The sequence below is a fragment of the Corallococcus sp. AB030 genome (genome assembly GCF_003668965.1).
GTDB classification, from domain to species: domain Bacteria; phylum Myxococcota; class Myxococcia; order Myxococcales; family Myxococcaceae; genus Corallococcus; species Corallococcus exiguus.
The window spans coordinates 1-13,470 of sequence record NZ_RAWQ01000009.1; the positions used below are offsets into that span (position 1 = coordinate 1).

The 13,470-nt window shown below is 71.6% G+C and carries 7 protein-coding genes; 3 read left to right on the forward strand and 4 right to left on the reverse strand.

What is annotated here, in order from left to right; all coding sequences use genetic code 11:
* Nucleotides 1-81 precede the first annotated feature (81 nt).
* Both D7Y15_RS04010 and D7Y15_RS04015 read left to right on the forward strand, forming a co-directional pair.
* A complete protein-coding gene (locus tag D7Y15_RS04010) occupies nucleotides 82-1,326 on the forward strand; it encodes an exonuclease SbcCD subunit D (protein WP_120574369.1) in 1,245 nt (414 codons plus the stop codon).
* The gene (locus D7Y15_RS04015) at nucleotides 1,323-5,126 is read left to right on the forward strand and encodes an AAA family ATPase (RefSeq protein WP_121751749.1); all 3,804 of its coding nucleotides are present in this window, start codon (nucleotides 1,323-1,325) and stop codon (nucleotides 5,124-5,126) included. Before D7Y15_RS04010 ends, D7Y15_RS04015 begins: the two co-directional genes overlap by 4 nt.
* Before the next feature lie 4 nt (nucleotides 5,127-5,130).
* On the opposite strand, the gene D7Y15_RS04020 is transcribed toward D7Y15_RS04015, so the two are convergent.
* Both D7Y15_RS04020 and D7Y15_RS04025 read right to left on the reverse strand, forming a co-directional pair.
* Nucleotides 5,131-6,078, reverse strand: a complete 948-nt coding sequence (locus tag D7Y15_RS04020; protein WP_169819677.1) for a serine/threonine-protein kinase — start codon at nucleotides 6,076-6,078, stop codon at nucleotides 5,131-5,133.
* On the reverse strand, nucleotides 6,075-6,869 hold the full coding sequence (locus tag D7Y15_RS04025; protein ID WP_233604819.1) for a TIGR02266 family protein: 795 nt from the start codon (nucleotides 6,867-6,869) through the stop codon (nucleotides 6,075-6,077). Before D7Y15_RS04025 ends, D7Y15_RS04020 begins: the two co-directional genes overlap by 4 nt.
* Before the next feature lie 261 nt (nucleotides 6,870-7,130).
* Here D7Y15_RS04025 and cglD point away from each other — a divergent pair, with 261 nt between their 5' ends.
* On the forward strand, nucleotides 7,131-10,544 hold the full coding sequence (gene cglD / locus D7Y15_RS04030; RefSeq protein ID WP_120574372.1) for an adventurous gliding motility lipoprotein CglD: 3,414 nt from the start codon (nucleotides 7,131-7,133) through the stop codon (nucleotides 10,542-10,544).
* A 120-nt stretch (nucleotides 10,545-10,664) separates the two neighbouring features.
* On the opposite strand, the gene D7Y15_RS04035 is transcribed toward cglD, so the two are convergent.
* The gene (locus tag D7Y15_RS04035) at nucleotides 10,665-12,431 is read right to left on the reverse strand and encodes a M14 family zinc carboxypeptidase (protein ID WP_120574373.1); all 1,767 of its coding nucleotides are present in this window, start codon (nucleotides 12,429-12,431) and stop codon (nucleotides 10,665-10,667) included.
* A gap of 31 nt (nucleotides 12,432-12,462) precedes the next feature.
* On the reverse strand, nucleotides 12,463-13,398 hold the full coding sequence (locus tag D7Y15_RS04040; protein WP_120574374.1) for an MBL fold metallo-hydrolase: 936 nt from the start codon (nucleotides 13,396-13,398) through the stop codon (nucleotides 12,463-12,465).
* Nucleotides 13,399-13,470: the final 72 nt, after the last annotated feature.

The window sequence follows — 13,470 nt, forward strand, 5'->3', positions numbered from 1 at the left end:
CCGCTTGGAGTCGGGGATGGGACCGGGGGAGGCTGCCCGGCTCGCACCCGCCACCGGGCCACGAGGGAGGGTGAACGCCGGATGCGCCTGCTGCACACGTCGGATTGGCACCTGGGCCACACGCTGTATGACGTCTCACGCGAAGCGGAGCACGCCGCGTTCCTGACGTGGCTGTTGGACACGCTGGAGTCCCAGGAGGTGGACGCGCTCCTGGTGGCCGGGGACATCTTCGACACGGCCAACCCCAGCGCGGAGGCGCAGGCGGCCTGGTACCACTTCATCGCGCGTGCCCGGCGCACGCTGCCGAAGCTGGACGTGGTGGTGGTGGGCGGCAATCACGACTCCGCCGCGCGCCTGGACGCGCCGGATCCGCTCTTCCACGCCCTGGGCGTGCGCGTGGTGGGCGGCCTGCCGCGCCACCGGGGCGGACTGGAGATGGAGCGGCTGGTGGTGCCGGTGCACGACGCGCGCGGGAAGGTGGGCGCGTGGGTGGCGGCGGTCCCGTACCTGCGGCCCTCGGACCTGCCGTCCGTGCCGGACAGCGAAGGGGACCGGCTGGTGGAGGGCGTGCGCTCTGTTTACACGGAGGTGCTGGAGGCGGCGCGCAGGCGGCGCAGGTCCGGGCAGGCGCTGGTGGCCATGGGCCACTGTTACATGACGGGCTCGGAGCTGTCGGAGCTGAGCGAGCGGAAGATCCTGGGCGGCAACCAGCATGCGCTGCCGGTGGAGCTGTTCCCGGAGGACGTCGCGTACGCGGCGCTGGGGCACCTGCACAAGGCGCAGCGCGTGGGCGGCCGCGAGGGCGTGCGCTACAGCGGGTCTCCGCTGCCGCTGTCGCTGTCGGAGGCGCACTACCGGCATCAGGTGCTGGTGCTGGACGTGGAGGACGGGGCGCTGACGCAGGTGCGTCCGCTGACGGTGCCTCGCACCACGGACATGATGCGGGTGCCCGCGCGGGACGCGGCGCCGCTGTCGGAGGTGCTGGAGTTGCTGGCGGCGCTGCCCGCGTGCGAGGCGGAGGCTCCGGAGTCGATGCGGCCGTACCTGGAGGTCTGCGTGTCGCTGCCCCGGCCGGAGCCGGCGCTGCGCCACAAGGTGGAGAAGGCGCTGGAGGGCCGGGCGGCGCGGCTGGTGAAGCTGACGCCGTTCTATACGGGCACGGGCGGGGCGCTTGCGGACGTGCGGCCGGGGTTGTCGCTGCGTGAGCGCACTCCTGAGGACGTGTTCCTCGCCCGGTATGCGCGGGACTTCAAGGAGGCGCCCTCGCCGGGGTTGCTGGAGTCGTTCCATGCGCTGCTCACGCAGGTGCAGGAGGACGCGTCGTGAAGATCCTGGCGATTCGCGGCAGCAACCTCACGAGCTTCGCGGGGGACTTCGCGCTGGAGCTGGACCGGGCGCCGCTGGACCGGCTGGGGCTGTTCGCCATCTCCGGCGCGACGGGGGCGGGCAAGAGCACGCTGCTGGATGCGCTGTGCCTGGCGCTGTTCGACCGCACGCCCCGGCTGGGCGGGCCCAGCAAGGTGCTGGTGGGCCGGGCGGACGAGGAGGAAGAGGCGCGACTGTCGGCGTACGACGTGCGCGGCATGCTGCGGCGCGGGGCGGGCAAGGGCCACGCGGAGGTGGACTTCCTGGGCAAGGACGGGCGGCGCTACCGGGCGCGGTGGAACGTATGGCGTGCGCGTGAGCGCGCGGAAGGGAGATTCCGGCCGCAGGAGCTGAGCCTGACGGACGTGGTCTCGGGGCAGCTGTTCGGCCGCACCAAGGGCGAGGTGCTCCACGCGATCCAAGAGCGGCTGGGGCTGTCGTTCGATCAGTTCCGGCGCTCGGCGCTGCTGGCGCAGGGGGAGTTCGCGGCGTTCCTGCGCGCGGACGCGAACGAGCGCGCGGAGCTGCTGGAGCGGATGACGGGCACGGAGGTGTACAGCCGCGTGTCCATCGCCGCGCACGAGAAGAACGCGAAGGAGCAGGAGGAGCTGAAGCGGCTGTCGCTGGGGCTCGCGGCCATCGCGCTGATGTCGGACGCGGACCGAGAGGGCGTGCGCGTCCAGTTGGGCGAGGAGGAGGCGGCGCGGGTCCGCGAGGAGACCCGGTCGCGCGAGGCGGAGGCGGCCCGGTCCTGGTACGCGCAGCGCGCGGAGTTCGTGGAGCAGGAGCATCAGGCCGAAAGCGCGGTAGCCCGGGCGGACTCGGAGCGGGAGGCGGCGGCGCCTCGCGAGGCGCTGCTGGAGTCGGTGCGCGCGGCGGAGGGCTTCCGCGCGGTGGTGTCGGCGGTGGAGGCCGCGGAGCAGGGCTGCGTGAGGGCGGAGGCCGAGCAACTGGAGAGGGCCTCGCAGGCGGAAGCGGCGCTCGCGGCGGCTGCGGCGCAGCGGCAGGTGCGGATGCAGGCGGAGGCCGCGCGGGCCGCGGCGCTGGATGCGGAGGCGTCGGTGCGTCCGGCGCTGGAGGAGGCCGCGACGCTGGACACGCGCCGCGCGGAGGCGGAGCGCGAGGCCCGTGAGGCCGCGGAGCTGGCGAAGCAGGCGAAGACCGCGGAAGCGTCAGCCCGAGATGCGCTGGAGTTGGTGCAGACGGCGGAAGCGAAGGCCCAGGTGCTGGTGGACGCGGCCGAAGCGTGGCGCGTGTCGCATGCGAGCTGGGAGTCCCTGGCCTCGGAGTGGCCCCGCTGGCAGCGCGAGCTGGAGCGCTTCGCGGGGGCGCTGAAGGACGAACAGTCGGCGGGCGCGGACGCGGACCGGTTGGGGAAGGACGCGGACCGTCTGGGCAACGAGGCCCAGTCGTGCCGCGAGGAGCACCAGGGCGCGGTCGAATTGGAAGCGCAGGCGCAGGCCCTGGCGACGCATGCGGAAGCCGCGCTGGGCGAGGATGGCGGCTCGGCTCGGCGGGCGCTCCGGGATGCGCTGCTGGCGCGACAGGATGTTCTGGGGGCGCTGACGCTCGCGGGTGAAGGCGCTCGGGCGGAGGGCACGGCGGAAGGTGACGCGGCGGCGGAGGTGAAGGCGCACCGCGAGGTTTCCCTGCGCGCGGCGGAGGAGGCGAAGGACGCGGCGGCGCGGCGGGCGACGCAGGATGCGATGCTCCACGAGGCTCGTCGTGCGCAGTCGCGCGCGGAGGCGACGCAGGGGTTGGCTTCGCACCGGGCCGCGCTGCACGAAGGTGAGCCGTGTCCGCTGTGCGGCGCGCTCGAACATCCGTATGCCCGGGAGGCTTCCGCGCTGGAGGGGCTGGTCGCGGAGGCCGCGGCCCGGGTGCTGGAGTTGGAAACCGCGCGAGATGCCGCGGCGAAGCAGGAGAGCGCGGCGAGCGTGCGGCAGGCGACCGCGGACACCGCCGCGACCCAGGCCGAATCACGGCGCGACACGGCAGCCCGCAAGCGCACGGCGCATCGTGAAGCCTGGCGCGCGGCGTGCGAACGGTGGTCCCGCGTGGAGCACGCCGAACAGGGTGTCAGTGCCGCTGCGTCGCCGCCCGACGACGCGGAGGCCACCACCACTCAGGCGTGGATCCGCTCGGCGCAGGAAGACGCGCGCGCGCGGCTCGCGACCCTTCGTGACGAAGAGGCTTCCGCGGAAGCCCGCGCCAGCGCTGCTCGCGAGGCCCGGGCCCAGCTGGAGACCCGGCGCACCCGGCGCGAAGGCGCGGCCGATGCCCTGCGCAAGGCCGAGGACTCCTGGTCCCGCGCGTCCCAGTCCCACCGCGATGCGCTCCTGCGCCGGGACACCGCCCGCGATGCCCGCGAGCGCGCCCTCACCGAAGTGTCCCCTCCATTCGCCAGCGAGGCTGCCCCCTGGAAGGACAAGCTCGCGGAGGACCCCGTGCGCTTCCAGGGCCAGTGCCTGGCGCGCGTGACGAAGTGGCGCGAGAAGCTCGCGGAGCTGGAGGCCTCTCGCAAGCGCCTGGAGGAACAGCAGGGCCTGCGTGCCCGTGAAGAAGTCCGCCTCCAGTCCCGGCACGAGGACGCGGAGACCGCCGCCCACCGCGCGAGCCTCAAGGACGCGGCCTTCCAGGATGCATCCAGGGCCCGCGCCCGGCTGCTCCAGGGCCGCCCCACGCAGGAGGTGCGCGCGGAGGTCCAGGCGCGCATCGACGCCGCCCAGTCCACCTACGAGCGCGCCCGCGAGGACTCCGAAGCCCTCCAACAGGCGGAGAAGGTGGCCACCGCCCGCGCCGAGGACGCCGTGCGCCTGCGCACCGAGGCCGCCCGCACGCTCGACACCGCCCAGGCCGTCCTCGCGGAACGCCTCGCCGGTCATGGCTCCACCCTGGAGCAACTCAAGGCCCTGCTGTCGCGCGGTGCCGCCTGGTGCGACTCGGAGGCCCGCGCGCTCAACGCCCTGCGCGAGTCCGTGGCCCAGGCCCGCGCCGTCCTCGTGGAGCGCCGTGAGCGCCGCGTCCGCCATGAGGCCTCCGGGCTTCCCACGCTCGCGGAAGCAGACGTCGCGGAGCTCTGCGAACGCCTGCGCACCGATGTCGAGGTGCGCCACCGCGCCGTGGCCCTGCTGCGCGCGAAGCTGGACCACGACGACACCTCCCGCGCACGCCATGGCGCGGAGGCCCGGGCCCTGGAGCTGCGCCGCGCTGACGCGGAGGTGTGGAAGACGCTGGGCGACCTCATCGGCTCGCACGACGGAAAGAAGTTCAAGGTCTTCGCCCAGAGCCTCACCCTGGACGCGCTGCTGCTGCACGCCAACGCACACCTGCGCGAGCTGGCCCGCCGCTACCGCCTGGAGCGCGTGCCCGGCCACGACCTGGACCTCCAGGTGGTGGACGGCGACATGGGCGACGAGGTCCGCAGCGTGGCCAGCCTCTCCGGCGGCGAGAGCTTCCTCGTGTCGCTCGCGCTCGCGCTGGGCCTGGCCTCGCTGTCGTCGGAGACGACGCAGGTGGAGACCCTCTTCATCGACGAGGGCTTCGGCACCCTGGATCCGGAGACGCTGGAGGTCGCGCTCGCCACGCTCGACGCGCTCCAGGCCACCGGCCGCCAGGTGGGCATCATCTCCCACGTGAGCGGGCTCGCCGAGCGCATCGGCGTGCAGGTGCGAGTGGTGAAGCAGGGCGGCGGCCGCAGCAAGCTCGTCGTCGAAGGCGACGCGGGGATCATCGCGCCCTCGGATCAGCAGGTGGCGTGACGGCTCAGCCCGTCACCGGCTCCGCGCCCATCAGGCCGCGCACCACCGCGGCCACGGCCAGCGGCGTCGCCACGCGGTCGTCGCTCAGCGCCGCCAGCGCCCGCGCGAACTGCTCCGCGGAGGAGAAGCGCTGCGACGGGTGCGGCGCGAGCGCCCGGTCCAACACCAGCGCCAGCGGATCCGACACCTCTGGCGCCACCATGCGCACGGGCGTCAACCGCAGGCCCCGGATGGAGGCCTCCACCTCCTCGGCAGTCCCTTCCTCGTAGGGCGACTCCAGGGACAGCAGCTCGTACAGCAACACCGCCGCCGCCCACAGGTCCACCGCGACGGAAACCTCGCCCGCCAGGAGCTCCGGCGAGCGGTAGTTCTGCTTGCCCACCCGCCGCAGATCCACCTCCAGCCCCGCGCGCGAGCGGGCCACGCCGAAGTCCGCGAGCTTCACCTCTCCGCCGCGCGACAGGAGCACGTTGTGCGGAGACACATCGCAGTGCACCACCGCCAGCGGCAGGCCCTTGGAGTTGGTGGCCTTGTGCGCGTACGCCAGCGCCTCCAGCACGTGGCGAACCATCATCACGGAGATGTCGATGGGCAGCTCGATGCGCCGGCGCCGGCACTGCGCCAGCACGCGCCCCAGGTCCGTGCCTTCCACCAGCTCCATCGCCAGATAGGGCCCGTCCGCCAGCTCGCCGTACTCCCGGAAGCCCACGATGTGCGGATGATCCAGGCACCGCGCCAGCTCCCCCTCGTGCAGGAGCTGCTCGCGCGCCTCCGGGTCCCGCAGGCGCTCCGGTCGCACGCGCTTGAGGGCCATCTCCTCTCCCGCATAGGGGCCCCGGATCATCTTCGCGCGGAACACCTCCGCGTTGCCGCCGCGTCCCAGCCGCGACAGCAGCTGGAAGCGGCCCAGGTCGCGCGGCCACTCGGATGTCGGGTCTTCCTCCAACGTCACGCCTTCTCCCCGGCCAGGCTCGCCAGATACCCGTCCAGCGTCGCGGAGAAGGTGGCGTCGTCGCTCAGGAAGGCAAGCCCCACGCCCCCGGTGTACTGCTCGTCCACCACGTGCACCACCAGCGCCTCGCCCTGCAGCCGCTGGCCGTTGGGCAGCTTCACGTCCACGATGACGACGCTGTCCTGCGGCGGGCGGTGCGCCGTGCGCACGAAGAGTCCTCCATTGCTGATGTTCAGCGCGTGCTCGCGCACGAAGTCCAGCTCCGTGCGGAACTCCATCTCCAGCTTCACCGCGAAACGCCGGGCGCGGCGCTGGGACTCATCGCCGGATGCTACGGGGGATGGCGCGGGCGGATCCGACGGCGATGGTTGCTCGGACGCTCCGGTCTCCGGCGCGCCTCCACTTTCGGCGGGAGCAGCCTGGGGCGCGGGCGGTGCCTCGGATGGCGGTGGAGTCTTCGGCGCGGACGAAGCGGGCAGGGGACCTCGCGCGGCCAGATCCTCCAGGTGCTGCCGCAGCTCCTGCGCGGCCTGCGTGCGCTCGTTGCCGGCGAAGGGCGTGCCGCCTGACAGCGTGCGCGAGCGCAGCGCATCCCGCTCCGCCTTGGGCAGCCGCCACAGCTCCACGAACGTGCCGCCGCTCTTGCGGACCTCCTCGCCCAGCCGCTCCACCGCCGCGCGCGGATAGCCGGGCACCTCCACCTTCACCTCCAGCGCGCCGGCCTCGTCGCGAAACGCCACCACGAGTTGCATCGACTGCGCGGACGGCAAGAGCGCACCCAGGCCCTCCACGACGGCTGCCGCCTTCTCAGGCGAAGCCGCTTCCCCCCATACCGCCGCAAGACCGAACACAGGCACGGGGCGGACGATAACCGAGCCCTCCTGGCTCCCGTAAAGACAGTGCAGTCGGAAACAGGCGACAGTGGTGGACGCCAAGTTTACGAATCGTGATTCCCTCTCCGCCCCAGGGCGCACCTACATCGGAATCGGGCGCGCATCCCTCTATGCTGCGGGTGTTCTCCGTAACCCCCCTTCCCGGAGTGCTGACCCGTTATGCGCAATTGGATCCGACTCTTCTCCGGCACGCTGCTTGCCGCCACGCTCATGGCGGGGTGTGGCGGCACCGACCCGGACCCCGGCCCTGGCCCTGATCCCATCCCCACCGACGGAGGCTCCGACGCAGGCGTCGTCGATGCGGGCTTCGACGCCGGCTATGTCGAGGACGCCGGCGTCATCATCGACCCCGACCCCGACCCCGGCGAAGTCCCCGTCGACCCGTATGATCCGAACAACGCCACGAAGGACTCGGACTGCGACGGCCTGACGGACCAGGAGGAGTTCTCCACGGTCTACGCCGGCGGCTTGAAGACGAACCCCGGCCTGCGCGACACGGACGGCGACGGCATCCGTGACGGCGTGGAAGTCGGACGAACGTCCAGCGTCAGCACGGACCCGAACTGCAACTTCCGCGCGGACCAGGATCCGACGACGCGCACCTCGCCGGTGAAGGCGGACACGGACGAGGACGGGCTGCCGGACGGCCTGGAGGACGCCAACCGCAACGGCAAGCGCGACCTCACGGAGACGGACCCCAACACGGCGGACTCCGACGGTGACGGCATCCCGGACGGCGTGGAGGACGCGAACAAGAACGGCTCGGTGAGCCCCGGCGAGACGGATCCCCGCCTGCGCGACACGGACGGCGACGGCCTGCCGGACGGCCTGGAGAAGCAGACGGGCACGGATCCGCTCAAGCCCGACTCGGACGGCGACACCTGTTCGGACGGCGCCGAGGACGTGAACAAGAACGGCAAGGTGGATCCGGGCGAGACGGATCCGCGCAAGGCGGACTGCGCCGCGTCCATCCCCGACGCGGACTTCGACGGCATCCCGGACTCCGTTGAAATCGCCACCGGCACCAACCCGAACAGCGCCGACACGGACGGCGACGGCGTGGCGGACGGCGTTGAGGACACGAACAAGAACGGCCGCGTGGACTCCGGTGAGACCGACCCGCGCCTGACCGACACCGACTGCGACGGGCTCCAGGACGGCGCCGGCCGCAACGGCTTCCTCGGTGAGGACCCCAACTCCAACGGCCAGGTGGATCCCGGCGAGACGGACCCCACCAACCCGGACACCGACGGCGACGGCCTGCTCGACGGCGTGGAGCGTGGCGTGACGACGGCCGCGGCCCCGCGCAACAACTGCGGCTACGTGGGCGACGCGGACCCCACGACGAAGACGGACGCCAACAAGCCGGACACGGACGGCGACGGCATCCCCGACGGCGCGGAGGACTCCAACCAGAACGGCAAGGTGGACCCCGGCGAGCTCAACCCGCTGGACCCCGCGGACGGCGCGGCCACCACGCCCGCCGGCAAGGCGTGCAGCGTGCAGAACCTGCGCACGGTGACCTTCAAGGAGGACAGCGGCGCGGACCTCCGGCTCGCGCTGCCCAACACGTTCAAGGACGCCAACCTCCTCAACCTGAAGGCCAACGGCCAGACCGTGGGCGTGATGGGCTATGACGACACGAAGCAGGTGACGTTCATCGCGTACAAGCGCGCTCCGCTGAGCGGCTCCACCACGCCCTCGACCGACGAGTCGGGCATCCGCACCGGCACGCCGCTCCTGGCGCCGGCGGACGTGGAGTTCACGCAGACGTTCACCACCTGGGACGGCTTCCCCGCGGCGGTCTCCCGCTACGGGCTCGCCGGCACGACGGAGCTGAAGTCGTTCACCAACTCGCTGGCGCGCCAGCTGGTGCCCAACAGCACCGAGTCGCTCGGCGGTTCGGCGGGCATCAACGGCCCGTTCAAGATCCAGGCGCAGTACGTGCACCGCTCCAACGCGAGCGTGGTGGTGGTGCTCGCCATCACGCCGGCGGCCCGCTACAACGAGTCGGCCACGGGCAGCCTCTTCACCATGGCGGACACGGCGGGCGGCTCCGCGCTGGCGCAGTTCGGCGACGCGGACGCGGTGCAGTGCGAGGTCTTCACCGGCAACACGGCCGTGGTGGACTTCCTCTTCGTGGTGGACGACTCCGGCTCCATGGCGTCGTCGCAGACGTCGCTGGCGAACGCGGGCACGGCGGTGGCCAACAAGCTGGGCAACGCGACGCTGGACTGGCGCGTGTCCATGGTGACCACCAGCTACACGGTGGGCAACAGCGCCAACCGCAACATCATCCGTCCCTTCACCACCAACATCGACCAGTTCAAGGCGTGGCTGACCCAGAACGCGGTGTGCAACAACAACGTGTGCGCCGTGAAGGGTGGCACCACCCAGAACCCCACGTACACGCCGCTGCCCAACACCACCTGTACGGCCAACACCAACTGCTGGGTGGCCCTGGGCGGTGACGGCAGCGAGCGTCCGCTGGAGGCCGCGCGCAAGGCCATCAACGACATGGCCGCGTCCACGGGCGGCCCGGAGACGAAGATCCGTCCGGGCGCCAAGGTGGTGGTGGTCATCCTCACGGACGTGAAGGACCAGTCCACGGACACGGTGGCCAACTACTCCGCGTACTTCCTCAACACCGGCACCGTGTCCGGCACCACGAAGAACCCCACGAACCAGTCCATCCAGGTGCACGGCATCATCTGCCCGCCGGACGGTTCCCCGTGCTACGCGGGTGAGGACAACAAGACCCCGCGCCACCTGGACGTCATCCAGGCCACGGGCGGCGTGTCCGGCAGCATCCGGGACAACACCTCCATCACCAACACCATCAACGCCATCGTGGACAGCGTCATCGCGTCGGTGGGTTACCGCACGCTCAAGCCGCCGATTGGCGCGTCGCTGAAGGTCGCGGTGGATGCGGTGGTGGATCCGGCCATCTGCCCCAGCATCGGGGACCTGCCGCGCAGCCGCACCAACGGCTTCGACGTGGACGGCATCAACCGCACCGTGTCCTTCTACGGCGCGTGCCGTCCGAAGGAGTCCGGCAAGACGCAGGCCGCGCTGTCGTACCGCTACTGGATCGACCGCACGGTCAAGCCGGACGGCAACCCGCCGCCGTGCGCGTCCGACACGCAGTACTACGACCCGAACGACCCGGACTTCTGCAAGGGCAAGCTCGCTTGCAACCGCACCACGGACAAGTGCGAGTGCCCGTCGGACTGCGGTGGCACGGCCCCCGCCGGCCAGGTGTGCAACACCGACCGCGCGGTGTGTGACTTCACCTGCGCCCAGGACTGCGGCGGCACGTGCGGCACCTTCGAGACGTGCAACACGAACTCCTGCACGTGCAGCTGCGTGCAGTCCGCGACCTGCGCCGCGGGCTACAAGTTCGACAACAACGCCTGCGGCTGCGTCTGCGACACGGGCGCGCTCAACTGCGGCACCGGCTTCGGCGCGGACCCCGGTCTGTGCGCCTGCGTCTGCAAGCCGGACTGCGGCGGCTGCGCTCCGGGCTTCACGTGCAACGTCAGCGCGTGCGTCTGCGAGAAGCCCATCGGCTAGTCGGAAATGAAAACGCGCTCCCGGTGCCGCATGGACCGGGAGCGCGGTGCTGAATCCGAAGCCCCCGCTCCGCGACGCCCCCTCACGGGGGAAGCGGGCCGGGGGCTTCTTCTTTCCCCTCTACTTCGCCGGGACCAGGCTCGGTGGCGCGCTGGCGGCGCGGTACACGGGATAGAGGCCCAGGCGTTCATCCCAGGTCGGGTGACGCTCGGCGAAGAAGCGCAGGCGGGCGCGCGGGTCCTTGGCGAAGCCCGCGTCCTTCAGGCGCTCCTGGAACGCGGCCTTCACCGCGGGGTCCTTCGCCAGCAGCTCGCGGGCGTAGGGCTCCAGCACGTAGTCCTCGATGTATTCCTTCTGCTCGAAGTGGGCGTTGAAGAAGCCCCACGACAGGAGCGAGTCCGGCCCCGCGGGCTCGAAGAGGTGCGCCACCAGCTGCACGTTCTTCTGCGCCACCGGCACGTAGAGCGTCCCCACGGGCAGGTCCTGCGTGTCCGGCGTCCACTCGCCATTCGCGGTGAGGCCCTGGTGGCCTTCGTTGGAGCGCACCTGGAACTGGAAGTCCTTCGAGCGGAACGACTCCACCTTCGCCGCGGGCACCGCGCGGGTGAGGCGCTGGAACGCGATGCCGTGCGCGGCCAGCTTCGGCGCGACCCACGCGGCGTGCGCGGCGGACACCAGGTAGCCGCCCTCGGGCAGCTTCGCGGTGACGGAGGGCTGCACGTCCGGCAGGTACGGCACCTTCCACGTCTGGGGCTGCGTGTCGTCGTAGCGGATGTGCGGCTGGCCGGAGATGTCCGACGGCAGGCGCTCGTAGGCGTAGCCCTTGAACGCAATCGCCTCGCGCTTGGACGTGTTCTTCCAGCCGAGCACCACCTCACGCACCTCGCCGGCCACGGCCTTCTGGTCCTCCGCCTTCACGGCGGCCAGGAGCGCGGCGCCGTCGCGGGACACGAGCTTCAAGAGGCCCTCCAGCACGTCGCGGGTGGCCTTCACGCGCTGCTCGTAGTTCTTCCAGGAGTGCGTCTCCACGAGCACGCCGAAGCGGTGGTGGACGGACCAGAAGGCATGGCTGAAGCGCGGCGGGGGGACACCGTAGGCGAAGCCGCTGGTGGGGTCGTCGTCCACGAGGAAGGACGGATAGAAGCGCAGCGGCTGGTGCCCTTGGGGGGTGAGGCCGGTGAAGAGCTCGTCCACCAGCTTCGTGCCCAGCGCCTGAAGCGCGGGCGGGCCGGACTTCTGGGGCTCCAGGCCCACGGACACGTCGGGTTCGAACTTGGCGCCGTCGGTGACGTGCAGGTCCACGTAGACGAGCGGGTCCCACGCGTTGAGGTACTTCAAGAGCAGCACCATCTCCGGTGCGTCCGCCTTCACGTAGTCGCGGTTGAGGTTGAAGTTCTGGGCGGTGACGCGGAAGCCCATCTCCTCCGGGCCCACCTGGTTGGGGCGGTGGTTGGGGTTGAAGCGCTCGTGGCCGTCCACGTTGAAGACGGGGACGAAGACGGCGGTGACGCCCTTGAGCAGGTCCGGCGTGGACGCCCGGTTCTGGAGCGCGTCGCGCAGGAGCCAGAAGCCCGCGTCCTTGCCGTCGATTTCACCCGCGTGGATGCCGCCCTGGAAGAAGACGACGGGCCGCCCCTTCTTGCGCGCGGCGTCCGCGGTGAGCGTGCCGTCCTGGCTGACGACGAGCGCCACCATGGGGCGGCCCTCCGGCGTGGTGCCCAGCGTGTCGCAGCGGGCCTTGCCAGGGAACGCCTTGGGGAAGGCGCGGCAGAGGCTCTCTGCTTCCGCGTAGCGGCCGGTGCGCTTCCATCCGCTCTGCTCGGAGACGGTGGTGAGTGGGGGTGGGGCCTGCGTGAGGACCAGGGCTGCGAGGGTGGGCAGGAGCATGCCCGCTTGAGACCACAAGCCCCGCCAGCGCTCAACCTTGCCGCACGGTGTGTGTGCCGCCCACCGGCAGCACGTGCACGCGGTCGCGCGGCCAGCCCCGGCGCAGCCACTCCGCGTCCAGGCGGGCGGGCGGCTCGTCCAACGGCTCGTCCGTGAGCTTGAAAGTGCCCCAGTGCATGGCGAAGAAGGCCATCGCGCCCAGGTCCTCGAAGGCCTGCACCGCCTCTTCCGGGTTCATGTGCTGCAGCCGCATGAACCACGCGGGGTCGTAGGCGCCAATGGGCAGCAGCGCCGCGTCCAGCTTGGGGAACCTGGCGCCAATCTCCTTGAAGCCCTGGAAGTAGGCGGTGTCACCGGAGTGGTAGACGCGCGCGCTGGAGCCCTCCACCACGAAGCCGCCCCAGAGCATCTGGTTGGCGTCGTTGAGGCCGCGGCGGCTCCAGTGCTGGGACGGCACGTAGTGCACGCGCACGGGCCCCACCTGCGTGGACTCCCACCAGTCCAGCTCGTGGAAGGGCAGGCCCTGGCCCTGGAACACCGGCGCGTGGCCCAGGCCGGTGACGATGCGGGCGCCCACCTGCTTGAGCGTGGGCAGGTCCAGGTGGTCGTAGTGGTTGTGGCTCACCAGGCTCGCGTCGATGCGCGGCAGCTTCTCCACCGGCACGCCGGGCGGCACGTTGCGGCGGATGACGACGTTGATGGCGTCGCGCAGCACCGGGTCGATGAGCAGCGACACGCCATCCAGCTGCACCAGCCAGCTCGCGTGGCCCAGCCACGTCAGGCGGGCGCCCTCGCCCGGGGCGGGTGGGGTGGCGAGCACCGCCAGGTCCGGCTCCACGTGCGGCACGACCGCGCGCGCGGGCGCGCTGCGGCGCTTGCCCGCGAGCTTGTCCGTGACGGCCCACTTGAAGACGCGGGTGAAGGCCTGCGGTCCGCTGCCATCCAGATTCTTGAAGCGCATCGCCATGAGTGGCTCCCGGCAACGGGTGTGTCCCCCAAGGATGGGCCCGCGCCGCCTCGTGCGAGTCATGCTCGGCCG

Coding starts and splice junctions, on each gene's coding strand:
- D7Y15_RS04010 (WP_120574369.1), top strand. CDS start 82: ATGCGCCTGCTGCACACGTCGGATTGGCACCTGGGCCACACGCTGTAT.
- cglD (WP_120574372.1), top strand. CDS start 7,131: ATGCGCAATTGGATCCGACTCTTCTCCGGCACGCTGCTTGCCGCCACG.
- D7Y15_RS04035 (WP_120574373.1), bottom strand. CDS start 12,431: ATGCTCCTGCCCACCCTCGCAGCCCTGGTCCTCACGCAGGCCCCACCC.
- D7Y15_RS04040 (WP_120574374.1), bottom strand. CDS start 13,398: ATGGCGATGCGCTTCAAGAATCTGGATGGCAGCGGACCGCAGGCCTTC.